Genomic DNA, 26,180 nt, shown 5'->3' with positions numbered 1-26,180 from the left:
GGCGGAGATCAGGGCGACGCGGCGAGCACGACCGTCGTGGCGACGGGTTTCGTCGGTGTCCTGGGCGCGGCGGGTGGCGCCGGCGGGGCGGGCACCACGGCCGGCCCCACCGTGTAGCCGAGCCGCGGATAGCGCGTCTTGATCGTGCCCTGCCAGCCCACCTCCTCGAGCGGCAGGTACACGCCGGCATCGACCAGCCAGGCCAGGCTTCGCCGCTGCAGGTTCTCGATGTTGTCCTTGTGCTCGCAATCCACGCGCAGGTAGCTGCCCTTCGCGCCCGGGGTGATCTGAGACAGAGGCTGCACGCCGGGCGCGGCGCGGCAACTCACCGCGTCGTTGATCGTCACCTGCTTGTTGAAGCGAGCGAAGCGGCCGCCGTTCTCCTTGACCTGGCGTTCGGTCTCGGTACGGTAGGTGAAGCTCCCGCCGGGCGCGGGCGCGCAGAGCTGTGCGGGATCGCCCTCGAACCTGGACATCCGGTAGCGGTAGCTGAAGTAGACGTCGTCGGTGACCTCGACCGGAATGAAGACGGCACCGATGGGCATCACCAGGGTGCGGTTGACCTGCATGCCGACCGCGTACTCGCTGAACACCGGCACCAGCCCGCACAGGCTCAAGCCGCGAAAGCGCGCGCGGGCGTTGTTGTCGCCGATCTTCTCGCGCGCGACATCGGAGCCGGTGACCAGCAACAGCTGTCCCTGCTGCCAGTTCGCATGGGCCTGCTGGCGAACGATCGAGACCAGGCCCAGGTTGCCCTTGAGCTCGAGCTCCTGCCGGTTCTCGAAGAAGTCGAGCGCGGGTGCGGCCGCCAGCAGCTCGGCGCGCGGCGTGCCGGCGAAGCGCTGGCGCACCGGCTCGGCCACGTACAGCGCCAGGTCGCCATCGATGTCGCGGCCGGGCCGTGAAGCGCAACCTGCCAGCAGCAGCATTGCGCAGGCCGCGCTCGCGGCGGCCAGTGTCGTGATCCTCGTCCTCATGCTCCCGCTTATAGGTGAGCACGAGCGCGGCGCCCACTACGGAAAACGGGTGAATGCGCGCCGCGCCTCAGTCGCCGGCCTTGCCCGGCACGAAGGCCGCATCGTCGGCGTTGCCCCCAGCCAGTCGACCAAAAATCAGCCTGAGCGAGTGGGTCGGTCCAGCGCGGCATCCCAGATGCCCATGGCTTCGACCACGGATTCCTCGATGACCGCGAGCCGGACACGGTCGCGGGCAAGGACCGACAGGCCCAGAAAGAAGCTGTCGAATGCGGCAGCCATGGAAGCCGGGTTCGTGGACTTGCGCAGTTCCCCGCTCTTGATGGCCCGCTCGACGCAGGCACGGAACCCGGCACGCGTGCGACTGCGCACATCTCGAAGCATTGCGGTGATGGTTTCGCTGCCCGACGAGCAGGCGCCCATCACGCCCAGCGCGACCATGCAACCCTTGGGGTGCCCGCCCTCCCACTGCATCTTTGCCGAACGTTTCAATGCCAGGAACACCGCTTCTCGCGGCTCCAGCGAAGGATCGTGGAGGCTTCTGGTCAAGTGGCCATAGATCTCCATGTATCGATCCAGCGCCTCCTTGAACAAGGCTTCCTTGGACTCGAAGGCCGCGTAGAAGCTGGGCGCGGAGATTCCACTGCCCATCGCCGCCTTCAGCTGCGACAGCGAGGTCGATTCGAAGCCATGCTCCCAGAACAGGTGCATGGCCGAGGTAAGGGCCGCATCGCGGTCGAATGCGCGTGGTCGGCCTCGCTGAGCCATGAAGATCTCCGCAGGTTCAAAATTACATACTAGTCGATACACAATATATCGACAAGCAAAGACCTGCTGTCCCGGCTGGCAAATCGACGTGTCGAACCGTGTCGTTGACAGTCTTCGGGCGTCGCCATATATTTATACCGATCGATATTTAAATCGATGCGATCGAAGAGTGCACTTGGACACCAGGCGCTCGCGCATGGAGCGGGCTCCACGCCCCTGGTAGCTCAAGTCGCGCTCTTTTTTTACCAATTTCTGTACCACTTGGTACATTTTTTGGTGCGCTCACAGAGCGTCCGCACCGCTCACTCACGGAGAACCCCACATGTCAAAAGAACTTGAAGCTCGCCTCGACGCCATCGAAAGCCGCTTCGCCATCGATGCCCTGATCGCCAACTACGCAGAAGCATTCGACACGATGAATGAAGCGCTGCTGGCAACCCTCTGGCACCCCGACTCGCGGCTGCTCCTTGGCGCCAATGGAAACGCGGAAGGACTCGATGCGATCCTGGCGCAAGCACGCGTCAACATGAAACGCATGCCGCACATGCATCACTGGATGGCGAACGCGATCATCACGCTCGACGGCGACAACGGCCATGGCCTGGTTGCGGCGGATTGCCTCTTCTATGACGTCGAGAAGGGACCGCTGCAAGTGAGCGGCCAGTACAAGGACATCTATCAGCGAAGAGACGGGCGCTGGGCGTTCCAGCAGCGCATCTTCGAGATGCATTTCGCCACGCCCTTGCAGAACTGGGCTCCCATCATGGGCACGGAACGCTTCGGTCGTCCCCTCTGAACAGAACCGCCGCAGCCGAAATCATGCAAGAAACAACTTCAGATTCGCGTCGGTGGCTCGCATTCGCGGTGTTGCTGGTGGGAGCGTTCCTGCCTCCGCTCGACTTCTTCATCGTCAATGTCGCGCTGCCATCCATTCAGGGCGACCTCGGTACGAGTGCTGCTGAATTGCAACTGGTGATCTCCGGATATGCGGCGGCTTACGCGGTCTTCCTCATCACCGGTGGGCGGCTTGGCGACCTCTTCGGCCGACGTCGCATGTTCCTGCTGGGCATCAGCGGCTTCGGACTCACGTCCTTGCTGTGCGGCCTCGCAACCTCGCCTTCCATGCTGATCGTGGGACGCATACTCCAAGGTCTCAGCGCAGCCGCCATGGCCCCCCAGGGGCTGGCCTCCGTTCATGCCCTGTTTCCCGTGCGGGAGCGCTCGCGCGCCCTGGGTCTCTATGGCGCCACCGTAGGGCTGGCAGCAGTGATCGCGCAAGCCCTGGGCGGCGCCTTGATCTCCGCAGACGTCCTTCACCTTCAGTGGCGAATCATCTTCCTGATCAATCTGCCCGTGGTGGCCGCGGTCCTGATCGGAGGCTTGCCCTTGCTGCCGGATGTCCGCGGCGATAGCCCCGCGCCCATCGATTGGGGCGGTGTCCTGCTCTGCGCGCTCACGCTGAGCCTGCTGATCGTGCCCCTGGTAGAGGGGCGCGAAAGGGGATGGCCATGGTGGGCATGCGTCATGCTCATCGCAACACCCATCGCTGCATTCAGCTTCTGGCGGTATGAAAAGGCATTCTCTCGACGGGGCGGCGTCCCGCTCGTCAGCATCGACCTGGTCCGCATGCCTGGATTGATGAGCGGCCTCGCCGGGGTCCTCTTCTTCTACGTCGTCTCTGCCTTCTTTCTGGTGTTCTCCGTCTACCTCCAGTCGGCACTGGGTCTGGATCCCCTGGCAACGGGACTGGTGTTCCTGCCGTTCGGCGTCGGCTTCTTCATCGGTCCTTTGACGACACCGCTTGCCGTCCGTCTCTTCGGCAGGTGGGTTCCCGCCATTGGCATGCTGCTCGAGGTGGCCGGATGCCTGTACCTCGCGGCGCTGGTTGCTGGCGCCCCCGCACGAATGCCGGCCCAGCTTCCGCTCATCGTTGCGGTGGGACTTCTGGGTTTCGGGCAGGGCTGGGCACTGCCTACCCTCGTGCGCTCGGTCATCGACCGTGCACCGGTGAGCGGCTCCGGAATGATTGCCGGCATCACGAACTCGGCCTTGCAGATCAGCGCCGCCCTCGGCGTCGCAGTCATCGGCGGCGTCTTCTTCACTGTCGCAGGCACTTCGCCCAGCGCGAGTTCCATGGCCAAAGCACTGGTTGCCGCCATGCTTTGCATTGGAGCGAGCCTGACCCTTGCGGCCATCTTGTCCGTTGTCGCTTCGAGGTCGGGAATCGGTGTCGCTGCCCGGCCTGCACCCAACTAGCCGGCGTCGGGTGCTCTATCTCGCAGGTGACCCGCAGACATCCGACATCGCCGCACGGGTCGCGAGGAACGCACGCCGGCCGAATGAATCAGCGACCGCCTCGGCGACCAAAGGTCATGGTCTCGAACACGCCATCCCTTCGGACCCAGGCATGAAGAAGCGCAGCAGCAAAGTGCAGCAAGAACAATGCGAACAGGCAGAACGCGAGGAAGCGATGGGCGCTCCACAGGATGCTGTACAGCTCGGCACTGGGTGGGACGATGGAGCGCAGCCGCATCCCGGCCAAGGTCACGGGATAGTCCGCCGCCGACAACATGGACCATCCCAGCAAAGGCATCGCGATCATCAGCGCATAGAACGCGACATGCGACAACCTTGCCGCAAGCTTCATGGGCTCGCTCATGCTGGCAGGCAACGAAGGTGCCCCGCTGCGCCAGCGCACGATGAGACGCAGCAGCGCCAGGACAAGTATCGCAATGCCGAGCTGCTTGTGGATGCCTACCAGCACCAGGTAAGCGCGATCGATCGTGGACATCATGCCGACCCCGATGAACAACATCGCGAGGATGCCGATCGCCATGACCCAATGGAGCACGCGCTGCAGCTTCGAGAACTTCATGCTTTGATGGCTCATGGCTTGCCTTCGGCTTGAACGCGAGGGTAGTGTTTCGACTCCGAGGTGCGTCGGTCATAGGACACCGCATAGGCGGCCGAGCGCGCTGCAGGGAACGGATCGTCGGAGGTCTGCATTCCCTCGGGCAGAACCGTGGGATCGAAGTTGATGTCGCGGCACGGTCCGTTGGCCTCGGCTTCGATCCGGGTCACCACGAGAGTGCCCGCTTCAATCTGCCGGCGATCCTCTGGCCAAACCTTGGCGGGATCGGCAGTGGGATCACCCGGATTGGCGAGCGTCAGTACCAGCCTCCACTTCTGCGGGGCGTCCGCGACCCGTTGGGTGATTTCCTTGAAGAGAAAATCGGGATCGCGCTTCTTCAGGTCCTCCGACGGCACCGGAACCATGGCGGCGGTCGGAATGAATGACCAGCGAACGGTCTGGCTCTGACCCTGTGCATTGGTCAGTACGAAACTGTTGAGGCTGTTGAAGCGATCCTCCGCGTAGGACTCGGCATAGGGCGCACTGCCCGCCCATGCGCCGAATTCGCGAAGCGAGGGATGGCTGGCTGCAAACTGTTTGACTGCGCCAGGGTCATCCTTGTTCGCACTGGCACGCTGAAGTTCATAGAACTCCTTCGGCGTCGCGATCGGAAAGAATGGTGCATTGATCATCGCGGTGCGCCACTCCTGCTGGTCTGGCGCCTGTATTCGAAGACTCAACCCACGTACGCGACCCGTGCCATCTGCCATGGTCGGAATGGGGCCCGCAAGATTGAAGCGACCCGTGACCGGGTAGCTCCCGGCCTTGAAAATCGACGCGCGTGAAACCGCGACCGCCGCGCCGTTCGCCTCGAAATTTCCAGCGAAACAGATGCCTTTCGCATGATTGCGCCGGAAGCCCTTGACCGGTCCGCTTGGCGGCGCGAGCGAATCCACGATCTTCTCGGGCGTCAGGCGCGCGGGTGTCAGCCACCCAGCCGCATAGGCGAAGGCACAGGCAACGGCCCCGACCGAAAGAGCGATCGCGGCGAGTCGGATCACGGTGGGTCGCCCGTTGGCAGCTTGATCTTGTCGGTTCTTCATCCGCTTACTCTCCCTTGCACCTGTCGAAGGCAGTGGGTGTGTTTGGAATTGTTCATCTCATGCCCTTTCAACGGGTTGGCAAGCAACCAGACAACACGCTGGCCTGTCCGATTCGTCAGGCCTTAGTTCGAGAAGAAATGGCTCCTGGTTACGCCGCCTTCAACGGATTCCAGGCACTGAACGGCCTTGCAGAAGTTTCGGACCGCGCCGCACATGCCTACGCAGCCGATGCCGCTGCCACAGGCGGTCTTCTGCTCGACCCCCTCATTGGCGGCAAGAGGTACTGGCGCGGCGGCGATCGAGCCCGATGCGCTAACGCGTCAGGCCGTTAGTTGATTTTCAAGCTTCAACGACGGCATCAGCGTGGCGGAGGATGTAATTCTTTAGAATAAGAACTATTCTTATTTGCCACGCCTTCCGTGCCCCCATGTCCGCCCCTCTGCCAGCCCCCGCGCTGATTGACAGCATCTACCGCGAGCACCATGGGTGGCTGCTCGGCTGGTTCCTGCGCCGGCTGAGCGGCAGCTCCCAGGCCGCGGACCTGGCGCACGACACCTTCGTACGGCTCATCACCTCGCGCGAGTTGGCGCAGGTGCGCGAGCCACGCGCATTCCTGCGCACGCTCGCCCACGGCGTGATCGTCAACCACTGGCGCCGCGCCGACGTGGAGCGCGCCTGGGCGGAAGCGGTCGCCGCACAGCCCGAGCTGCTTGCCCCCTCGCCCGAGGAGCGAATGATCGCGGTGGAAATGCTGTGCCGGATCGACGCCATGCTGAACACGCTGAGCGACAAGGCGCGCAAGGCCTTTCTGCTGTCGCAGATCGACGGTCGGACCTACGCGGAGATCGCGTTCGAGCTCGGCGTGTCGGATCGGATGATCAAGAAATACATGGCCCAGGCGATGTTGCAGTGCCTTCTTCTTGCGCAGGAGCCATGACGGCGATCTCGGCGCACCCGGAACAGCCCCGGGCGACGTTCGAACATCTGCAGCAGGCGGCGACCTGGTTCGCCCTGCTGCAGTCCGAGTCGGCCACCGCGGGCGACCGGCTGCGCTGGGAAGCGTGGCTGCGCAAGGATGGCGGTGCGCGTGCCGCCTGGCAACAGGTCGAGGCCGTGTCCCGCGACTTCTCGTCCGTGCGCCATCTCCCTGCACGCCAGATCCTCGAAGACACGCGGGCCACGGCCACGCGCCGCCGACGCAGCGCGCTGCGCGTGCTGGCCTTGCTGCCCGTGGCCGGCGTGGCCGGCTGGCTGCTCGAGCGCGAAGTGCCCTGGCGCGCATGGGTGGCAACGTACCGCACGCAGACCGGCGAGCGCCGTGAAATCGCGCTGGAGGACGGCAGCCGGCTCTGGCTCAACACCGCGTCAGCGGTCGATGTCGACTTCACGGCCACCCATCGACGCATCCTCCTGCATGCCGGCGAAGTGCTGGTGTCCACAGGACACGACCCGGCCTGGGAAGATCGACCGCTCGTGGTCGAGGTCGCCCAGGGACGGCTCACGGCGCTGGGCACGCGCTTCACCGTGCAGGGCGACGGCAACGCCGCCGGCTCGGCACTCGTCACGGTCTTCGAAGGCGAGGTGCGCGTCCAGCCCGCCCGGGGCGGGCCGTCGCTGACGCTGCGCGCCAATGAACAGACCCGGCTGTTCGTCGACCGCGTCGAAGCTCCGGCGGCCGCGGACGCGGGAAGCGACAGCTGGACGCGCGGCCAGCTTGTCGCCAACGACATGCGTCTGGGCGACTTCATCGATGCGCTGGCTCGCCACCGGCGCGGCCACCTCGCCTGCGCCCCGGCCGTTCGCGACCTGCGGATCGTGGGCAGCTATCCGCTGGCGGACACCGACCGGATCCTCGCGGCGCTCCAGGCCACCCTCCCGGTACGGGTGAACCGCGTGCTGCCATGGTGGGTGACCATCGAGCCCGCGCAGGGCCCCGACAACCGCCACTGAAAAAAGATTCGCGGCGCAGGTTCCCCTTTTGCGACCGTCGCGTGGCAAGGAAGGTACCAACCCTTCCATTTGCTCAAAGCCTCCATGCGCGACCTCTCGATTCCTTCCCTCCATGGCCTGCGCCCCGCACGACCGCCCCGCTCGCGCCTGCGTCGCACCACGCTCGCGGCGCGTGCGCTGGGCACGGCGCTCGCCATCCTGCCTGCCGCCGTCGTCCTGCATGCCAACCCTGCGCTCGCCCAGTCGCCCGCGGAGCAGGGTGCGCGCGACTACGCCCTCGCGCCCGGCCCGCTGGCCGGCGTCCTCACGCAGCTCGCCAGCCAATCGGGCATCCTGCTCTCGGTCGATGCATCCCTCACCGCCGGGCTCGACAGCCCCGGCCTGCGCGGACGCTTCACCCTGCAGGAAGCGCTCGCAACGGCCCTCCAGGGCAGCGGCCTAAGGGCGACTCGCACGGGCGACAACATCTACTCCCTGCAGCGCGATGCGTCGCGCCCCGCCAGCCCGTCGGCAGCGGGTCAGCCCTCGGCCGGGTCACTGCCGGCGATCGTCGTGGAGCCCCAAGCGAGCCGGGAGACCGGCACCGGCCCGGTGTCCGGCTTCATCGCACGGCGCAGCGTTTCGGGCACCAAGACCGACACGCCCCTGATGGAGACGCCGCAGTCGGTGTCCGTCGTGACGCGCGACCAGATGGACGCGCAGGGCGCGACCACGCTGGTCGAGAGCCTTCGCTATACGCCGGGCATCGTCGCTCAGTACGGCAACACCGACCTGCGCCTGGACTGGCTCACGTTGCGGGGCTTCACGCCGCCCGCGCGCTACCTGGACAACCTGCGCCTGCCTTTCGGCGCACGCGGCTACTCGCAGCCGCGCATCGAGCCCTGGGGGCTGGAACGCGTCGAAGTCGTCAAGGGCCCGTCGTCGGTGCTCTACGGCCAGGCCACGCCCGGCGGGCTGGTGAACATGGTCAGCAAGCGCCCGACGCTCGAGCCGGTGCGCGAGGTCGAGCTGCAGTTCGGCAGCCACGACCGGCGCCAGGCGGCGCTCGATCTCGGCGGTGCCATCGATGCCGATGGCATCTGGAGCTACCGGCTGGTCGCGCTGCACCGGGAGGCCAACACCTCCTACGACCACGTTTCCGAGCGCAAGACCTACTTCGCCCCGTCGCTGACCTTCCGCCCTTCCAGCGCAACGCGTCTCACGGTGCTCGGCCAGTGGCAGTCGCTCGACTCTCCCGGCGGCGGCGGCGCGCCGGCACTGCCCGCCGCGGGCACCCTCGACACCAGCCGCTACGCTGCCCTGCCCACGCGCACCTTCGTCGGCGAGCCAAGCTACGACCGCTTCAGCAACCGGCAGCGCTTCGTGGGCTATGAATTCGAACACCGCTTCAACGACACCTTCACCGTGCGCCAGAACCTGCGCTACGGCAAGGTCGACGCGTACACCCAACGCATTCAGGCCGTCTGCCTGGCGGCCTGCAACCCGTCGTCGCTGCTGCGCTACGCCTGGGCCTTTCCAGAAGAAGCCAGCCTGCTGACCGCCGACACGCAGCTGCAGGCGGACTTCGCCACCGGCACATTGCGGCACACGCTGCTCGCCGGCGTGGACTTCTCCAATGAGAAATCCGCGTTCGACGAGACCAACCTGCGCATCATCACGCGACCCTTCAACGCCTACCTCCCGGTCTTCGGCACCGATTCCGGCGCCGTGCCCAGCGTCGCGACCCATATCGACCAGAAGCGCCGCCAGACCGGCTTCTACCTGCAGGACCAGATCCACCTGGACCGCTGGAGCCTCGTGCTGGCCGGCCGCTACGACAAGGCCGACACCGACACCCGCACGCTGACGACCGCGACGGCGCGCATTGCACGCGTCGACCAGCACGACGACAAGTTCACCGGGCGCGCCGCGCTCATGTACAACTTCGACAGTGGCTTCGCGCCCTACCTGAGCTACAGCACCTCGTTCCAGCCGGCCGCCGGCACCGACCGGCAGGGCAACCCCTTCGAGCCCACCACGGGCCGGCAGATCGAGGCCGGTCTGAAGTACCAACCGGCCGGATCCAAAACCATGGTGACGGCGGCCGTCTATGAGCTGACGCAACGCAATGTGTTGACCCCGGATCCACTGAGCCGATCGTTCAGCGAGCAGACTGGCGAGGTGCGTGTGCGCGGCCTCGAGCTGGAAGCCAAGGCACCGCTGGCGCGCGGCCTGGATGTGATCGCCTCCTATGCCTACACCGACAGCCGGGTCACGCGTGCCAACGCCAACGCGTCGGGCGCCAGCACCCTGGGCAAGCGCTTCCCCTATGTGCCCGAGCACCAGGCGGCACTGTGGCTGGACTACGCCTTTCCGATGGACATCGCGCCCGGGCTGTCGCTGGGCGCGGGCGTGCGCCGCATCAGCACCACCTACGGCGATGCCGCGAACCAGTTCCGCGTGCCCGGTGTGACCCTCATGGATGCGGCCCTGCGCTGGGACCTCGGGCGCTGGCGCCCCGCACTCAAGGGCCTGCGCCTGGCGCTGAACGTGTCCAACCTGGCGGACAAGACCTATGTGGCGACTTGCCTGTCGTCGACGGGCTGCTACTACGGCGAGCGTCGCAGTGTCTATGTGACCGCTGGGTACAGCTGGTAGCGCGGCCATCGAGTGTCAAGTGTCTCCGCGCATCAGCGCCAGCCGTTTTCACCCGTCCCATGACCCCGGTTTTGCCTGCGAAGCGCCCGCCGGCGACAGCCGGCCGTAAGTCGACAGGTAGCGCCACCCGACGATGGCCGCGGCCAGCCCCGACAGCGCCGCCACACCCATCGCCCAACGCGCCCCGAACGTGTCGGCCACCCAACCGACCAGGGGCGCACCCATCGGCGTGCAACCGAGCACGATGGCCAGCAGGATCGCCAGCACGCGCCCTCGCATGGCGGGCTCGGTCGACAGCTGCACCCAACTGTTGACCGTGGTGGTGAAGGTTTGCGCGGCCACACCCACCACGATCAGCGCCATGCCGAAGAGCCAGTAGCCGGGCATCAGCGCGGCCAGCGCGCAGCCCACGCCGAAAACGGACGCACCCACCACGAGCACGCCCATGCGCGGCTTGTCGCGCCGCGCGGCAAGCAGCGCGCCTGCAACGGAGCCGATCGCCATGATCGAAGACAGCAGGCCGTACTGGTGGGCGCCCGCATGAAAGACGGTGACCGACATCGTGGAGATGAAGATCGGGAAGTTCAGGCCGAAGGTGCCGATCAGAAAGAGCATGAACAGCACGGCCTTCAGGTCGGGGCGCCGCCAAACGTAGCGGAAGCCCTCGAGAAAACTGCCGCGGGTGCGCACTGCGCGCTGGCGCAGATAGAGCTCATGCACGCGCAGCATCTTCATCGCGCCGATGACGGCCACGTAGGAGGCCGCATTGATCACGAAGACCCAGCCCGTACCGACCGCGGCGATGAGCGTGCCTGCGACCGCCGGGCCGATCATTCGCGCGGCATTGAATGACGTGGAGTTCAGCGCCACTGCATTCTGCAGGTCGATCTCGGTGACCAGTTCCGACACGAAGGTCTGGCGCGCCGGTGCATCGAAGGCAGCCACGCACCCCAGCAGCAGCGCAAACACGTACACGTGCCACAGCTGCACGAGGCCGGTGAGTGTCAGCAGACCCAGCCCGAGCGCCAACGCGCCCATGGTGGCCTGCGTGACCATGAGCAGCTTGCGCCGGTCGAGATGGTCAGCCGCCCAGCCGGTGAGCGGCAGCAGCAGCAATTGCGGGCCGAACTGCAGCGCCATCACGATACCGACCGCGGTGGCGTTGTGGCGCGTGAGCTGCGTGAGCACGATCCAGTCCTGCGCGGTGCGCTGCATCCAGGTGCCCACGTTGGACACCGCCGCGCCACCGGCCCACACACGGTAGTTGTAGCCCCTGAGCGAACGGAATGTGCTGCTGCTCACCGAGCGAGCAGGTCGATGATTTCCTGCGTGGTACCGGTCTCGCCCAGGCGCGGAAAGATGCGGGCGATGCTGTTGGCGTGAGCGTCGGCATTCATGTCGGTCATGGCGTCGATGCCAAGCGTGACGTTGAAACCCAGTTCGTAGGCTTGGCGTGCGGTCGACTCCACGCCGATGCTGGTGGCCACGCCGACGATCACGACCTGCGTGACGCCCAGCGCCTTCAGGTGCGATTCGAGTCCCGTGTTCGTGAAGGCACCCCACGTGTGCTTGGTGACCAGGTGGTCCTGGGGCTGGCGGTCGAGTTCGGCGGCCAGCTCGGTCCAGTCGGCGGGCAGTTCGCCGCCGGGGCGCTGCTGCTGGGTGCGGCCCTTGGCACCGCCTGCCACGTTGACGAGCACCACGGGCAGCGCACGTTGGCGAAAGGCAGACGCCAGGGCGCTGGCGCGCTGCACGATCTCGCCGGTGGCATGCGCAACGGGCAGCGCGAGGATGCCCTTTTGCAGGTCGATGACGATGAGGGCGGTTCGAGGATCGAGGGTGGTGACGGGCATGGTGAGTTCGCTTTCAGTCTTCGGCGAGGCGTTTGAAGAGTTCGATGGATGCCGCGAGCGCTTCCTGCTCACGCGGGGCGAGCCTGGTCTGGATGACCTGAAACAGCCAGTCCTCGCGCGCGGCGCGGGCGTCCTTGATCCATTTGCGAAAGACCGGCGTGACCGACCAGATGGTCTGGCGCCCATCGGCCGGGTCGGGCGCGCCGCTCACAAGTCCCGCCCCTTGCAGCGCGGCCACGGTCGCGCCCATGGATTGAGGACGCACGCCCACCGTGCGCGCAAGGGTCGTGACCGTGGCCGGACCTTCGCGCTCGAGATGCAGAAGCACGGTTTTCTGGGAACCCGTGAGATCGCCGGCATGCGACTGCTCGCGCAGCCGCCGGTTGAGCTTGGCCATCAGCATGCGCAGTTCCGCGGCCAGCGCGTGCGCCCGTAGATCGTGAGGGGCGCTCGCTGACTTGTTCATGGCGCAATGCTATTCGATGCGAAGACAAACTACAAAGTTTTCCTTCATAGTTTTCTTAGCCCTGCATGAGCTGGATTGCGTCCTGCTGCGGACCTATGGGGCCGCTGTCGCCCCTGAAAATACGCTAACGCGGTGTATGCCCACCGACCTCTCGGTCGACGTTCGTCCCATGAACACGAACGAGGGTCAGCAGAACTGAATCTGGTCTGCAGGCACACACGCCCTCTACTCCTATAGGCCGATGATCGAAAGCGACTCGGCCATCTTGAATGCCGTGCCGCAGCTCAGGCTGTCAGACGCCTAGCGAATCCGTGCGGCCGATGTGATCTTCCGTGAACGACGCGCGATCTGACGCCGCGTCCGTCTTCGCCGCCTCACATCCCCGTCACGCCACGCTCGAGCGCAAAGGCCAGCAGCGCCTTCTCGTTCGGCTCCTGCGGCCAGGTGTCCTGCGCGAGCCACTTGTGGAACGAGCTCGCGGCGATGCGGCTCGCGGGTCCCTCGCGGCGCCAGGCGCGCGCGATCGGTGCGGCGAGCAGGTCGAGCCGGTCGGCCTCGAAGCGCGCGCGCACCTGCGCCTGGTCGGCCTCGGGCATCTCGGCATAGAGGGCGCGCGCCTGCACCATGCGAGCGTTCTCCCACAGCTCGAGGATGCGGCGCATGCGCTCGCCTTCGGACAGCGCCGGCGCCGCCGCGGGCGGCGCGGGCGTGGCCGGTGCCGACGACCCCGGGGCGGCGGCTGCGCCGGCCGTGGGCGGCAGCGCCTTCAGGCCGGCATAGCCCTTCTTGAGCGCATCCTTGAAATAGGCCGCGGGCGACTTGAGCTCGGGCATCGCGGCATTGCGCAGCCGCTGCTCGACATGGTCGAGCGTGGCGCGGATCTGGCCTTCGTCGGTGATGGCGTAGAGGTCCTGCGCCTCTTCCTGCTTGATGCCCAGCGCGATGAGCCGGCCGACCAGCTCGAGGTCGAACACGTTGCGGTCGGCCGAGGAGATGTCGCCGAGCCGCTGCTGCACCTTGGGCACGACGCGGAACTGGATCTCCTCGATCTTGCGGCCGCGCTTGTGCTCGATGAGCTCGATGCTGAAGTCCTCGCACAGCGCGTCGATCTCGGCCAGGGCCTTGCTGATCACGTCGCGCTTGAGGAAGCGGTAGTCGACCTCCTTGATGTCGCTGCGGCCGGTGAGCACGGCGGCCCACCACAGCACGTCCTCGCGCATCGACAGCCGGCCCGGCGAGGTCAGGTAGCGCGCGCCGATCTCGTAGAGCACGGCGGCCGAGTAGCTGCGCATCTGGCCGCTGATCTCGAGCAGCACACGCGTGTACTGGTGCGGCTTGACCAGCCTTTCCTTGATCTCGTCGGGATAGCGCCAGGTGACCATGCACGGACGGCCGCGGCCCTGCTCCTCGATGGTGACGGTGCCCAGCAGCTGGGTCGACACCCAGCGGCGCAGCGCGGGACCGCTGGTCGACCACTCGATGGTGGTGGCCTGCATGTCGCGCAGGTGGGCCTTGAGCAGCTCGGTGTTGTTCGAGTTGAAGCGGGCGTCGCCGATCAGCTCGCTGAGCGGGAGCTGGTAGACGGGTTCGTCGACCCCTTGGCGTTGCGAGTGGTAGAGCAGCGCGTTGTAGATCCGGCGCGACAGCAAGGTGAGCCGGCCCCGCTTGGGCCGGATGGCGATGGCCTCGTTGGCCTTGGCCACGCTCTGCTCGTCCGCCGGGGGTGGCGGGCGAGGAAGTGTGCGTGGAAGGTCGTCGTCGGCCATGGTTGCGTAAGCGGGAGGGTTCACATGATGCGTGGCTAATGTGAATTCGTCAAATCACAAACCCGGGTGCCTTGGTGAGTTTAAAGATAAACACTTGGGAGATTGAAGAGTTGGTGGTCCGATTTCTCTTTTCACGACAAGGACTTGCGAGGCTTTCTGTGAGTGTTTATGGGAGTTGATGTGAGGACCGTTGGGATTTGATGTGAGATCCGTTGGGGTACCGACCCCTGGAATGTGAGCAGGAATGGGGTCCAATGTGAGTGGACAAGGGGAACGGGGCGGTGCGGGCCCCGGATTGCGGCGATGACCGCCCCCGCAGCGCCGGTTTGGGGCCTCCGGGCTGCCCGGCGCCCGCCGATGGACCCGGATCGCGCCCGCTTTTTGACAACTCCGCGACGGGTTCCCCAACCGACCTCACAATAGAGAGGCGGGAAATTCCCTCGTACTCGGTGGAAGTTGTTCATTCGACAGATTCTCGTAGAATTGCAGAATTCTGTCGAATAAGGTGTCTCCCCGATGTCCGTCAATGCACCGCCGATCCCTGGAAACCAGGTTTCCACCGAGGCTCCGCTTCCCCCCCGCCAGGTCATCAACATGTCCAAGATTGCCGCCCTGGCAACGCGGGCCGGTTCGATGGTCGAGCAGATCCGCAGCATGCTGCTGGCCCCCGAGGCCCGCAAGGTGCCGCCCATTTTTTCCACCGCCCAGCTCGCCGCCCTGTGCGGCGTCGACAAGGCGCATGTCGCCTACCGCATCACCAAGGAAGACCTGCCGGCCGGCCGGCTCACACCTTCGGGCGGCAAGCGCAACTTCGGCCTCGACGAACTGCGTCGCTGGACCCGCACCTACCGCGCCGACAAGATGCGTCCCGCCGGCCGTAAGGCCGTGACCATCGCGGTCGGTAACTTCAAGGGCGGCGTGGCCAAGACCACCACCGCGATGATCCTGGCCCAGGGCCTGAGCCTGCGCGGCCACCGCGTGCTCGCGATCGACACCGATCCGCAGGGTTCGCTGACCACGCTGCACGGCCTGCTGCCCGAAGCCGAGGTGACCGAGGACATGACCATCGGCCCGCTGTGCGACGGCACCGAGCGCGACATCCGCTACGCGATCCGCTCGACCTACTGGGACGGCATCGACCTCGTGGCCGCCGCGCCCTTCCTGTTCTCGGCCGAGTTCGCGCTGCCGGCGCGGCAGATGCAGGAGCCGGGCGCCAAGTTCTGGGACGTGCTCAACGAAGGCCTCGAGAGCGTGCGCGATCTCTACGACGTGATCGTGATCGACACGCCGCCGTCACTGTCCTATGTGACGATCAATGCCCTGTGGGCGGCCAACGGCATCGTCGTGCCTGTGCCACCCTCGGGCCTGGACTTCGCCTCGTCGGCGCAGTTCTGGTCGCTGCTGGCCGACCTCGGCGGCAACCTTGACGGCCAGAGCAAGGACCGCGAAGGCAAGGCCTTCGACTTCCTGCACGTGCTGCTGAGCCGCGTCGATGCGGCCGACCCCGCCATGCCCGCGGTGCGGCAGTGGATCCAGGCGACCTATGGCGAGTACACCTTGCCGGTCGAGATTCCGAAGACCAGCGTCACCAGCAACAAGGCGGCCGAGTTCGCGACCGTCTACGACGTGCAGCGCTACGAAGGCGCCGCCAAGACCTACAAGCGCGCCGTCGATGCGTACGACGCCTTCGTCGAACTGGTCGAGCAATCGGTGGTGGGCGCCTGGGGTGCGCAGGGGCGCCCGCGTTGATGAGGAGTTCGTCGGATCCGGTGCGTGGAAACCTGGTTTCCACGCCCATGTCGAAAAGGCTCGCAGCGCGGCCCGAGGAAGCGTTTGGCCCGGGCCGCCAGGGCCGGGCGATCGCGAGGCCGCGGCGCGCCAGGTTTGAAAGACGGGGTGGCGTGGAAACCAGGTTTCCAGCAGCCGCCTCCGATACGCGTCCTGTCGATGCGTGGACCTCCGGCCCCTGGCCGCCGTCTTCACCGCCCTCTCTATATATGCAGACCCCAGGCGCCCTCCCTGGGAACACGGCGCCGACGACCTCGGCGCTTTCGGCTTTTGCCGCGCCGGCGATCCGGTCCGTCGGCACGATGCGCGCTCCGGTGTCGAAACCCTTCGCACACCCGCGCCGTGGAAACCAGGTTTCCAGCCACCCGCCCATTCCACCGGCACTCGTCCGGCCCGTCCGTGGAAACCGGGTTTCCAGATTCAAGGAGACATGACCATGTCCAGCACACGCAAGCGTCTCGAGGCGCTCACCGCCAACCTCTCGCTGCCGCAGGATCTGCCACCGGCCGCTCCACCGACCACCGCGCTGCCCGAAGCCGCCGCGCCCGAGGTGCCGCCCTTCATGCCGCCCGCCGCCGTGGAAACCAGGTTTCCACCGGTGGGCAAGAGCTCGCTCGCCCCCCGCACCGGCCCGGGCCAGATGATGGCTTTCCGCGGCCAGATCCAGCAGGTCGAAGGCGAGATGGCCGCGCTGCGCGAAAAGCTCAGCCAGTACGAAGGCTCGCTGCCCACGCGCAAGCTCGATCCCCAGACCATCCGCCCGAGCCGCTGGGCCAACCGCCACGAGACCGCGTTCTCGAACGCCGAGTTCGCCGGCCTCAAGGCCGACATCGAACATGCGGGCGGCAACGTGCAGCCGATCCTGGTGCGGCCGCTCAAGGACGAGGAAGGGCAGTACGAACTGGTGTTCGGCCATCGCCGGCATCGCGCCTGCCTGGAACTCGGCATTCCGGTGCTGGCCTCGATCTGGCAGGAAGAACTCGGCGACGCCGCCCTGTTCGCCGCCATGGACCGCGAGAACCGCGAACGCGCGGATCTCTCGTCCTACGAGCAGGGCATGATGTACCAGCGCGCGCTCGACGAGCAGCTGTTCCCCACGCAGCGCCAACTGGCCGAGGCGCTCGGCGTCAGCCACACCTGGGTGCGCAAGGCGCTGCAGGTCGCGGCGCTGCCTTCGCTGATCGTCGAATGTTTCCGCACGCCGCTCGAGGTCGGCTTCCGCCACGCCGAGCAGATCCATGCCGCGATGGACAAGGACCGCCGTGCCGTGCTCAAGCGGGCCGAGAAACTCCGGGGCCACGACCTCTCGGCCTCGATGGTGGTGGCGCGGCTGCTCGATGCCCGCCCGAGCATGGAGCGCGCGGAACGGCTCGAACTGCAGGCCAACGGCACGCGCCTGGGCACCCTCGCGCGCTCCAAGCTCGGCGAGGTCACGATCACGCTGACCTCCCAGGCATCGGCCGACGGCGACGTGGAAGCGATCCAGAAAGCCGTGGGCGATGCGCTGCTGAAGCTCCGGACTACCGGCGCCTGAGAAGGTGTGAATGAAGCTGCTGCGCGCCCCGATCCCGCATTCGCGGTCCTCGCCGTATGTCAGTACGGCTGCGGTCCTCGACGCTACCTTGGGGCGCTCGCGACGGTTCCTTCCCACCTTCTGAGCGCTCTCCAAAGCTCAATGTGAGTAGATTTGGGATTTCCGAAGCACCTGCGCCCAGCGCTTCGGAAACCCTTCAAGCCATCGATCTAGGGGATGACGATGGCGGTATCGGTCTTCACGCGGTCCAGCGCCACCAGCGACCGGAAGCTCTTCACCTGCTCGTTCTCCGCGAAAAGCCGCCGCGTCAGCCCTTCGTAGCTGCGCATGTTGGCCGCCACGATGATCAGCACGCAGCTCACGCCCCCGGTCACGTAATAGCACTGCTGCACCTCGGGCGTCTCGCGGAAGATGGCCTTGGCGCGGTCCACCGTCGCCGCCCGTTCGTCGACCAGCTGCACCTCGACGATCGAGGTGATGGTGGCGCCCAGCGCATCGGCATCGAGCACCGCCACGTTGCGCTGGATCACGCCGGCGGCCTCGAGCGCGGCGATGCGGCGCTGGACGGCCGGCGCGGACAGGCTCACTTCCTCCGCGATCACGCGCTGCGGCGTCTTGTTGTCGCGCTGCAGGATCTGCAGGATGGCGCGGTCCTGGCGGTCGAGGACGTATCCCGATTCGGTGAGTCTGGTGGGCATCTAGAGCGAATGTTGCGTGAAGAGGCTGAAAATCCAGCCAATTCTTCACCATGGCAAGCATAAAGTGCGTCCATGATGACATTTTTCTCCTCCGGCGTCACTGACCCCCAGGCCCGCCGCAAGGCCTTGGGCGTGGCCTGCGGTGCCGGGGCCGGTGCCCTCTGGGGCCTGGTGTTCCTGGCGCCCGCGCTGGTGCGGGACTTCAGCCCGCTGATGCTGACCATCGGCCGCTACCTCTTCTTCGGCCTGATCGCCGCCTGCTTGCTGCTGCCGCGGTGGCGCGCACTGGCGCCGCGGCTCGCGCGCGGGCACTGGCGCAGCCTGGCCTGGCTGGCTTTCACGGGCAACGTGCTCTATTACCTGCTGCTGTCCAGCGCGGTCCAGAACGGCGGCATCGCCATGACCTCGCTGGTGATCGGCTTCCTGCCCGTGGCGGTCACGGTGATCGGCAGCCGCGACCACGGCGCCGTGCCCCTGCGCGCGCTGCTGCCCTCCATCCTGCTGAGCGTGGCCGGCGCCGTCTGCATCGGCTGGCAGGCGTTTGCCGCGCCCGCCAGCGGCGGCCTGGGCGCCTCCGTGCTGGGCTTCGCCTGCGCGGTCGGCGCGCTGGCGTCCTGGACCGCCTTCGCCGTGCGCAACGCCCGCTGCCTGCAGCGCCTCGAGGGCGTCTCGGGACAGGACTGGAACCTGCTGACCGGCATCGTCACGGGCGCCCAGAGCCTGCTGCTGGTGCCGGTGGCGCTGCTGCTCGAATCCGCCCACCACGAACTGGGCGCATGGGCCCGGTTCGGGGCGGTTTCGGCCGGCCTGGCGCTCGTGGCATCGATCGCCGGCAATGCGCTGTGGAACCGGATGAGCCGGCTGCTGCCGCTCACGCTGGTGGGCCAGATGATCCTTTTCGAGACCCTGTTCGCGCTGGTCTACGGTCTGGCCTGGGAGCGCAGGGCGCCCACGCCGCTCGAGCTGCTGGCCCTCGGCTTCGTGATCCTGAGCGTGGTGTCGTGCCTGGCGGCGCACCGTCCGGCGACGGCCGCAAGCCATTGAAACGAGGGTTCCGCCGCCAGCGTCCCGCTTCCGGACAGATTCAAAACCGACGCCAAGTGCTTGAAAACAAAAGAGAAAAATCCGTCGATGGGCTTGACATCGGCATTTGACATCGCAAAATCGCGTGGATGATTATTGAGGCCTTCGCGCCCCATCCGATGCACCCGACCGCCGCATGAAAGCCCACCGCCAACGCCTGCAGCGCGCCCACTTCGCTTTCATGCGCGCGCTGATCCAGGGCCTCGATGCTCGCGCGAGCTGGGACCGCTATCTGCGGCTCGAGGGCGAGTCGGCCGACATGCGCAACGTGCGGCGCACCATCGGCTGGATGCGCGACGCCTTCGCGGCGGCCGCCCGGCGCGAGCGCCGGCCCGGCACGGCGCGGCTGATCCTGCTCGATCCCGAGCGCTTCGCCAGCGCGCCCAAGCTGCCGACGCTCGAGGACTTCGCACACGCGCAGGGGCTGGAAGACTTCTCCCATGCCGAGCAGATAGAGGCCTACGAGGCCGCCTACCCCGGGACGGGCGCGGGCGGCGGGGCCGGGCAGGGCGGTGCCGGCTCGCGACGTGCGCGCGTGGTGGCGCGCCAGCTCGAGGCGCTGCAGTGGCTCGAGGGCCTCACGGCCGAGGACCCCCGGCCCGACGACCCGGTCGCCGCCTGGCTCAACCCCGCGCTGGCCGCGCGCCTCGAACGCGCCCACCTCGGCACCCTGCGCGAACTGGTCGAGCGCGTGAACCACAGCGGCGCGCGCTGGTGGACCCGCGTGCCGGGCATCGGCGCCCACAAGGCGGCGCGCGTCATCGAATGGCTGCAGGTCAACGAGCAGGCGCTGGGCCTGCGCATCGGCCACCATGCGCTGCGCCGCCGTTCGCAGCTCGCGCCCGAGGTGCTGCATGCCGTGGTGGCGCCCGCCACCGAATTGCGGCCGCTCGAGAAGCTGGTGCTGCCGCCCGCGCTCGACGGCAGCCTGGGCCTGTTCCGTTCGCCGACGCCGGGCAGTGGCGCGCGCAACGATCCCGAAGCCATCAGTCAATGGCTGGCCGGCCGTGGCGCGCCCCGCGATGCACGTGCGTCCGCGGCGCCGCCGACGCTCAGCGCCACGCAGCGCGCCTACCGCAAGGAGGCCGAGCGGCTGCTGCTGTGGGCCGTGCTCGAACGCGGCAAGCCGCTGTCCTCGCTCACGTCCGACGATGCCGCGGCCTATGGCGACTTTTTGTGCGCGCCGCCCGCCGCGTGGTGCGGCCCGCGCCATCACCAGCGCTGGTCGCCGCAGTGGCGGCCTTTCGAGGGCGTGCTGTCGCCTGCGGCGCGGCGCCAGGCGCTGGTCGTCCTGCGCGGGCTGTTCGGTCATCTGGTGCGATGCAACTACCTTGTGTGCAATCCTTTTGCGCCCCATGAGTTGCCGGTGCCCGCCGCGGCGCCGGCTCCCACCGCACCGGCACCATGGGCGCACCTCGAGCTGCAGCTCGAACTGCGCGCCGACGACGAAGCCGCGCGCCGGCTGCGTCGCGCGCTGCAATGGATCCGCGCGACCGGCCTGCGGCTCGGCGAGGTGGTGGCGCTGCGCTGCGGCGATCTCGTGCCGCCGTCAGTGGACGAAGCAGCGCGCACGGCGCACCCCTGGCAGCTCCAGGTGAAGGGCGCGCGCGGCGCGACCCGCCAGGTGCCGCTCGCGGCCGAGCACGTGCGCGAGCTCGAGGAAGAACTCGCGCGCCATGGCTTCGAGCCGCGCGTCGATGCGCATGCCAACCGCGGCATCGCCGTGCTCGCGCGCTTCGTCTCGCATCCGCTGCAACCCGGTGCGTGGTCGGCCTCGGGCCTGCACAAGGCCATGAAGCGCTTCCTGCACCAGGCCGCGCACGGCCTCGACGAAGCCCAGGCCGCGCAGCTTCGCGAACTGACCACGCATCACCTGCGCCGCGCCGCGCGCGAGGGCTTGCCCGCGCCCCAGGCCTGACTACTTGGCAGGTCATCGACAGCCTTCGTGCCGCGTCGCATGATGGCCGACGTCGGCCGGCCCATCGTGGCCCCGGCGCCCCTCCCGGATTCGAAAGCCTTTCCCATGCCCACAGCAGAGACCCTCGAGAAATTCATCGCGCGCGTGGAGTCCAACTTCCACGCCGAAGCCCTCGCCGAGTTCTATACCGAGGACTCGTCCATGCAGGAGAACCAGTCGCCGCCGCGCGTGGGGCTGGCCGCCAACATCGCGCGCGAGCGCGCCACGCTGGCCCGCGCCTGTGCGGTCCGCTCGCAGTGCGTGCGGCCGGCCTTCGTGCAGGGCGACCATGTCGCGATCCGCTGGATCTTCGAGTTCGACTGGCTCGACGGCAGCAGCAGCCGCATCGAGGAGATCGCCTGGCAGCGCTGGTCGGGCGAGCGCATCGCGTCGGAACAGTTCTTCTACGACCCCGCGCAGATGGCGCCGAAGAAGCCCGCGCCATGAGCGAGCCCAAGCAACTGGCTTACGCACGCTCGGTGCTGCAGGCCCAGCCCTTCAGCGTGCTGCTGGGCACCGAGATCCTGGCCTTCGGCCCCGCGCTCACCGAACTGCGCCTCGCGCTGCGGCCCGAGCTCAAGCAGCAGCACGGCTTCGCCCATGGCGGCGTGCTCAGCTACCTGGCCGACAACGCGCTGACCTTCGCTGGCGGCAGCGCGCTGTCCGATGCGGTCGTCACCGCCGAGTACAAGATCAACTACGTGCGCCCCGCGCAGGGCGACACGCTGCTCGCGCGCGCCCGCGTGCTGCACGGCGGGAAGCGCCAGGCCGTCTGTGCCTGCGAGATCTTCGCGATCGATGCCGAAGGCGGCGAGAAACTCGTGGCCGTCGCGCAGGGCACGATCTCCGCGATGGGCGAGCGGCCCGCCGTGTGAGCATCGCGCTGATCCTGCGCCGCACGCGGCTCGAGCACGGCATCAGCCAGCTAGAGCTCGCGGGGCGCCTCGACGTCTCGCAGCGCCACATCAGCTTTCTCGAGTCGGGCCGCGCGCTGCCGAGCCGCGGCCTGATCCTCGCGTGGATGGCCGAGTTGGGCGTGCCGGTGTCGGTGCGCAACGCAGCGTTGTTGCAATGCGGCTTCGCACTGCCGCAGCCCGACGAGGACACGCAGGGCGCCGAAGCCACGCTCGTGCGCGAGGCCGTGCGCCGCACGCTCGAGGCTCACCTGCCGCATCCGGGCCTGGCTTTCGATGCCGACTGGAAGACGGTGGAGCAGAACCGCGGCGCGCGCTGGCTGTCGTCGGTCGTGATGCCCGGGCTCTGGCGCACGGCCGGTGGTGGCGGCATGGGCCTGGACATCATCACGGCCATCGGCCATCCGCAGGGCCTGCTCTCGCGCGCCCGCGAGCCCGAGGCCACGGCCGCCGCGCTGCTCACGCAACTGCGCGCCGAAACCTGGAGCCGGCCCGCGCTCGCCTCGCGCGTCGAATGGCTCGCGCGCGCACTCGAGCGCCGTTACCCGGGCCGCATGCCCGAACGCGGCCGCGCGGTCGGCGTGCCTTACTTCAGCTTCGTCTTCGACACCGAGTTCGGCGCGCTGTCCTTCGAGGTCATGCAGAGCGTGTTCGCGCTGCCGCAGGACGTGACGCCGGCCTCGTTGCGCGTCGAGATGTGGTTTCCGCGCGACCGCGCCACCTCCGAGGCGATGGCACGCCACGTGCCCTTGGCGCCCGCGCTTCAGGTGCCGTAGAGCACGAACGGCGCCCAGTAGGCGGGCTTGCGCAGGCGTTCGCCGTATTCGCCCTCGGCGAAGGCACGCTTGGTTTCCGCCAGCGCGCGTTCCACCGGCAGCCTGCGCTCGATGCGCGCGAAGAAGGCCTCCATGAAGCGGGCAGTGCTCTCGTCGCTGACCGGCCACAGCGTCATCACCGTGTTGACGTTGCCCGCCACGTACAGCGCATAGGGCAGTCCCATCACGCCGTCGCCCGCCACCACCTTGCCGATGCCGGTCTCGCAGGCCGACATCACGACCAGGTCGCTGCGCAAGGTGTAGCCCGGCCATTCCGCGGCCGTGACATAGCCGTCCACCGACGGCGGGTTGTCGACCTGGCCCAGCACCAGCGCGCTCAGCGCCGGCACGCTCGGGCTCAGGTAGCCGTGCACCGAGAACAGCAGATGCCGGTACTTCGCGAGCTCGCCGCCGCGGTCGAGCCGCTGCAGGTTCTGCTCGGTCGCGTCGGCACCGCTGATCAGGTCGACCTTGCGATGCTGGAACACGCGCGCGATGCTCTCGAGTTCGCGCTGTGTGCCGGGCAGGTTCTCCCAGCTGTTCTCGCGCAGTTCCTCGACCGCCGCGCCGATGCCTTCCTCGCTCTCGGCAGAGGCGCGGGCCGACAGCAGCGCATCGTCGCCGGCGGCCGCGCCGCGTTTGGCCGAAGGCTGCGCCGCCCGTGCATTGCCTTCGTACACGGGATTGCCGATCGCCAGCATCGCCTTGCGCGGTGGCAGGCGGCCGTAGCTGGCCGAGCGGCGCTGCAGCAGTTCCATCATCGAGAGCGACTGCACATAGCCCACGCTGTGGCGCTGCGCGAGCAGCTCGCCATTGACCGGCAGCGTCTCGAACGGCAGCATCGCGAGCGCGCCATCGGGCGAGACGATCAACCGCCGCCGCGTGCCGATACTCGCCTGCAGCGGCGCGATCAGTCGCCGCGACAGCCAGTGCGCGATCGGCGCCGCATCGCTCACGCTTTGCGCGCCTTCTAGCGGCGGCTGCGCGGCCGGTGCCACGCGATAGCGCTCGGGCCCGAGCTGCCAGACCGCCTGTCCCTCGCCGAGCGCATCGCCCACGAGCCGCCGGTAGGCATCGATGCTGTCGGCCAGGCCGGGCAGCGGTGCGAGTTCGGCAGCCTGCAGCAGCCCGCTGCCATCGACCACGAAGGCCATCACGCGGTCGCCATCGAGCAGGTAGCTCACGAATACGCTGTCGGCCGGCAGCAGGCGCTTCGCATCGGCCAGCGAGGTGAGGTGCGGTTGCGACTGCTGCGCGTACTTCGGATGCTGCGCGCGCAACCGCCGCTGCAGGTCGGCATAGGACAGCACCACGCGGTTGCGCTCGGCCTCCAGCGTCTGGCGCCGGTCGACCTGCGCGCCGGTCTCGTCGAGGCTGCGGTCGATGCGCGCCAGCTCGGCCTCGTGCCGGTCGACCGCTTCCTGCTCCTTCGCTGGCAGCAGCCGGCCGCGGTTGGCCTGCTGCAGCGCCGTGCTCTCGATCAGCGTGCGGGCCTTCGACAGCTCCGCGATCTCGAAGGCCCGCGCGTTCTCGCCGTCGCGCACGCTGGCCAGCGCATGGTGGCGGTAGCCCTCCACATAGCGTTCGAACAGCGCGCGCCGGCTCTTCACGCTCAGGCCGTGCTGCGCGCGCAGCGCTTCCACGTCGCGCTGGAACTGCGGCATCAGCGGCTTCACCGTATCGAGCCGGCCAGCGGCCAGCGCGGCGCCCATGCGCTCGATCAGCGACAGCAGCGTTTCGGGATGCGCGTCGCCCAGCAGCGCGCGCCGGCCCTCGTGCGCGCGTTCGAACAGCGCGAGCGCCTCGTTCGCATCGCCGGCCGACAGCACCGAGCGGCCCAGGCTGTGGACCGCGGCCAGCGTCAGCGGATGCTGCTCGCCGATCAGCGCGACGCGGAGGTCGATCGCCTCGCGTGAGCGCTGCGCCGCTTCCGCGTGCCGCCCCTGCGCCTCGAGCACGCTGGCGTACACGTTGAGTGCATAGAGCGTGTCGGGATGCCCCGCGCCGCGCGCGGCCGCGAGTTGCGTCCAGGCCATCCGCGCCTTGTCGTGCGCGGCGCCGAGCCGGCCCATGCGCCGGAGTTCGATGGCCTCGGCGCTCGCGGCCCGCGCGCTGCGCGGATCGCTGTCGCCATGGGCCGCGGCCGTGAGCTCGTGCACGCGCTGCGCATAGGCCAGCGCCTCGCGGTGCCGGTACAGCGCCGAGTAGGTGGCCGACAGGCTGGCCAGCGAACTCAGCGTGTCGGGGGCCTGCGCGCCCAGCACGCGGCGGCGCGCTTCGTAGACCTGCTCGTGCAGCTTCAGCGCCTCGGCGAAACGGCCGAGGTCGGTGAGGTTCACCGCCAACGCATTGCGCATGCGCAGCGTCGTCGGATCGTCGGCGCCCCATTGCGCCTGCGCGGCTGCTGCAAGTTCTTCACCGATCGCCAGCGCCTCGCCGTAGCGGCCCGATTCGCCGAGCGTGCCCGCGAGGTTGTGGCGCGCGACCAGCGTGTTGCGCGCGGCCGGTCCGGCCGACTTCAGCGTGAGGCGGTAGATCTCTTCCTGCAGCGCGAGCGCTTCGCGGCAGCGGCCGACCTTGCACAACTGCAGCGCGAGTGCGTTGCGCCCCGACAGCGCCGCATTGGCCTCGCGGCCCCAGAAGGCATCGCGCCAGGCCGCGCGCTGTTCGAGCCAGGCCAGCAGCGCGGCGTCGTCGGCGCGCGCATCGCTGTTGTCGGCGAGCCGGCCGAGGATCAGGTCCTTCGCGAGAAAGGCCTCCATCGACAGCGAGGCGGCCTGTTCGCGCGGCAACTGCCGTAGCGCGCGGCGAAGCCGTTCGTCGCTGTCGCGGAAGCGGCCGGCCTTCTCGAACTCGTCGGATTCGCGCACGAGGCCGCCGACTTCCGAATAGGCCGCGCCCAGCGGCGGAAACGGCGGCGCGGCCGCGGCGGCCAGCGGCAGCAGGAGCAATGAAAGAAGGAGGCGGTGGAGCAGGGTGGGCAATGGCATCTTTCGCGCGAAGGATGCTCCGAAGCTAAGGGC

General features: G+C 67.9%; 22 protein-coding genes. 12 read left to right on the top strand and 10 right to left on the bottom strand.

Annotated features, from left to right (window positions below):
- Positions 1 to 8: 8 nt before the first annotated feature.
- Together AC07RM_RS13175 and AC07RM_RS13170 are read right to left on the bottom strand one after the other, a co-directional pair.
- On the bottom strand, positions 9 to 977 hold the full coding sequence (locus AC07RM_RS13175) for a hypothetical protein (protein ID WP_495334780.1): 969 nt from the start codon (positions 975 to 977) through the stop codon (positions 9 to 11).
- Positions 978 to 1,112: 135 nt separating this feature from the next.
- A complete protein-coding gene (locus AC07RM_RS13170; protein ID WP_495334779.1) occupies positions 1,113 to 1,742 on the bottom strand; it encodes a TetR/AcrR family transcriptional regulator in 630 nt (209 codons plus the stop codon).
- 322 nt (positions 1,743 to 2,064) lie between these two features.
- Here AC07RM_RS13170 and AC07RM_RS13165 point away from each other — a divergent pair, with 322 nt between their 5' ends.
- Positions 2,065 to 2,538: a nuclear transport factor 2 family protein gene (locus AC07RM_RS13165; RefSeq protein ID WP_495334778.1), complete on the top strand. Its 474-nt coding sequence runs from the start codon at positions 2,065 to 2,067 to the stop codon at positions 2,536 to 2,538.
- Positions 2,539 to 2,561: 23 nt separating this feature from the next.
- Entirely contained in the window at positions 2,562 to 3,998 is a 1,437-nt protein-coding gene (locus AC07RM_RS13160) for an MFS transporter (RefSeq protein WP_495334777.1), read from the top strand.
- Between the two features lie 88 nt (positions 3,999 to 4,086).
- Here AC07RM_RS13160 and AC07RM_RS13155 read toward each other — a convergent pair whose 3' ends face one another.
- A complete protein-coding gene (locus AC07RM_RS13155) occupies positions 4,087 to 4,632 on the bottom strand; it encodes a cytochrome b (protein ID WP_495334776.1) in 546 nt (181 codons plus the stop codon).
- Entirely contained in the window at positions 4,629 to 5,696 is a 1,068-nt protein-coding gene (locus tag AC07RM_RS13150; RefSeq protein ID WP_495334775.1) for a catalase family peroxidase, read from the bottom strand. The genes AC07RM_RS13155 and AC07RM_RS13150 overlap by 4 nt, the downstream gene beginning before the upstream one ends.
- A gap of 427 nt (positions 5,697 to 6,123) precedes the next feature.
- On the opposite strand from AC07RM_RS13150, the gene AC07RM_RS13145 reads away from it, so the two are divergent.
- The 3 genes from AC07RM_RS13145 (at position 6,124) to AC07RM_RS13135 (ending at position 10,283) form a co-directional block, all read left to right on the top strand.
- Positions 6,124 to 6,633, top strand: a complete 510-nt coding sequence (locus AC07RM_RS13145; protein WP_495334774.1) for a sigma-70 family RNA polymerase sigma factor — start codon at positions 6,124 to 6,126, stop codon at positions 6,631 to 6,633.
- Positions 6,630 to 7,646: a FecR domain-containing protein gene (locus AC07RM_RS13140; RefSeq protein ID WP_495334773.1), complete on the top strand. Its 1,017-nt coding sequence runs from the start codon at positions 6,630 to 6,632 to the stop codon at positions 7,644 to 7,646. The genes AC07RM_RS13145 and AC07RM_RS13140 overlap by 4 nt, the downstream gene beginning before the upstream one ends.
- Before the next feature lie 84 nt (positions 7,647 to 7,730).
- Positions 7,731 to 10,283, top strand: a complete 2,553-nt coding sequence (locus AC07RM_RS13135; protein ID WP_495334772.1) for a TonB-dependent siderophore receptor — start codon at positions 7,731 to 7,733, stop codon at positions 10,281 to 10,283.
- A 48-nt stretch (positions 10,284 to 10,331) separates the two neighbouring features.
- Here the strand turns inward: AC07RM_RS13135 and AC07RM_RS13130 are convergent, their stop codons facing one another.
- The 4 genes from AC07RM_RS13130 to AC07RM_RS13115 form a co-directional block, all read right to left on the bottom strand.
- Positions 10,332 to 11,585, bottom strand: a complete 1,254-nt coding sequence (locus AC07RM_RS13130) for an MFS transporter (protein ID WP_495334771.1) — start codon at positions 11,583 to 11,585, stop codon at positions 10,332 to 10,334.
- Positions 11,582 to 12,136, bottom strand: coding sequence for an isochorismatase family protein (locus tag AC07RM_RS13125; protein WP_495334770.1), 555 nt, complete (start codon positions 12,134 to 12,136; stop codon positions 11,582 to 11,584). Before AC07RM_RS13125 ends, AC07RM_RS13130 begins: the two co-directional genes overlap by 4 nt.
- A 13-nt stretch (positions 12,137 to 12,149) precedes the next feature.
- Positions 12,150 to 12,602, bottom strand: coding sequence for a MarR family winged helix-turn-helix transcriptional regulator (locus AC07RM_RS13120; protein ID WP_495334769.1), 453 nt, complete (start codon positions 12,600 to 12,602; stop codon positions 12,150 to 12,152).
- A 374-nt stretch (positions 12,603 to 12,976) separates the two neighbouring features.
- Positions 12,977 to 14,305, bottom strand: a complete 1,329-nt coding sequence (locus AC07RM_RS13115; protein WP_495334768.1) for a RepB family plasmid replication initiator protein — start codon at positions 14,303 to 14,305, stop codon at positions 12,977 to 12,979.
- Between the two features lie 657 nt (positions 14,306 to 14,962).
- Here AC07RM_RS13115 and AC07RM_RS13110 point away from each other — a divergent pair.
- Together AC07RM_RS13110 and AC07RM_RS13105 are read left to right on the top strand one after the other, a co-directional pair.
- On the top strand, positions 14,963 to 16,117 hold the full coding sequence (locus AC07RM_RS13110) for an AAA family ATPase (protein WP_256222935.1): 1,155 nt from the start codon (positions 14,963 to 14,965) through the stop codon (positions 16,115 to 16,117).
- A 475-nt stretch (positions 16,118 to 16,592) separates the two neighbouring features.
- Positions 16,593 to 17,690, top strand: a complete 1,098-nt coding sequence (locus AC07RM_RS13105; protein WP_490878746.1) for a ParB/RepB/Spo0J family partition protein — start codon at positions 16,593 to 16,595, stop codon at positions 17,688 to 17,690.
- A 209-nt stretch (positions 17,691 to 17,899) separates the two neighbouring features.
- On the opposite strand, the gene AC07RM_RS13100 is transcribed toward AC07RM_RS13105, so the two are convergent.
- A complete protein-coding gene (locus tag AC07RM_RS13100) occupies positions 17,900 to 18,388 on the bottom strand; it encodes an Lrp/AsnC family transcriptional regulator (RefSeq protein ID WP_093352805.1) in 489 nt (162 codons plus the stop codon).
- Between the two features lie 72 nt (positions 18,389 to 18,460).
- Between AC07RM_RS13100 and AC07RM_RS13095 the strand changes: the two genes are divergently transcribed.
- The 5 genes from AC07RM_RS13095 to AC07RM_RS13075 all read left to right on the top strand — a co-directional run bounded on the left by AC07RM_RS13095 (position 18,461) and on the right by AC07RM_RS13075 (position 23,118).
- A complete protein-coding gene (locus AC07RM_RS13095; protein ID WP_495334767.1) occupies positions 18,461 to 19,432 on the top strand; it encodes a DMT family transporter in 972 nt (323 codons plus the stop codon).
- 175 nt (positions 19,433 to 19,607) lie between these two features.
- Positions 19,608 to 21,389: a phage integrase family protein gene (locus AC07RM_RS13090; protein ID WP_495334766.1), complete on the top strand. Its 1,782-nt coding sequence runs from the start codon at positions 19,608 to 19,610 to the stop codon at positions 21,387 to 21,389.
- Positions 21,390 to 21,494: 105 nt separating this feature from the next.
- Positions 21,495 to 21,875: a nuclear transport factor 2 family protein gene (locus AC07RM_RS13085; protein ID WP_495334765.1), complete on the top strand. Its 381-nt coding sequence runs from the start codon at positions 21,495 to 21,497 to the stop codon at positions 21,873 to 21,875.
- Positions 21,872 to 22,303, top strand: a complete 432-nt coding sequence (locus AC07RM_RS13080) for a PaaI family thioesterase (RefSeq protein ID WP_296779255.1) — start codon at positions 21,872 to 21,874, stop codon at positions 22,301 to 22,303. The genes AC07RM_RS13085 and AC07RM_RS13080 overlap by 4 nt, the downstream gene beginning before the upstream one ends.
- Positions 22,300 to 23,118, top strand: a complete 819-nt coding sequence (locus tag AC07RM_RS13075; protein WP_495334764.1) for an MmyB family transcriptional regulator — start codon at positions 22,300 to 22,302, stop codon at positions 23,116 to 23,118. Before AC07RM_RS13080 ends, AC07RM_RS13075 begins: the two co-directional genes overlap by 4 nt.
- On the opposite strand, the gene AC07RM_RS13070 is transcribed toward AC07RM_RS13075, so the two are convergent.
- Entirely contained in the window at positions 23,106 to 26,147 is a 3,042-nt protein-coding gene (locus AC07RM_RS13070; protein ID WP_495334763.1) for a CHAT domain-containing tetratricopeptide repeat protein, read from the bottom strand. The genes AC07RM_RS13075 and AC07RM_RS13070 overlap by 13 nt on opposite strands.
- Between the last annotated feature and the right edge of the window lie 33 nt (positions 26,148 to 26,180).

Source organism: Variovorax sp. GW821-FHT09B05 (genome assembly GCF_059418265.1).
The sequence above is the reverse complement of the archived record's forward strand: the minus strand, read 5'-3'. Positions and strand labels throughout refer to the sequence as shown.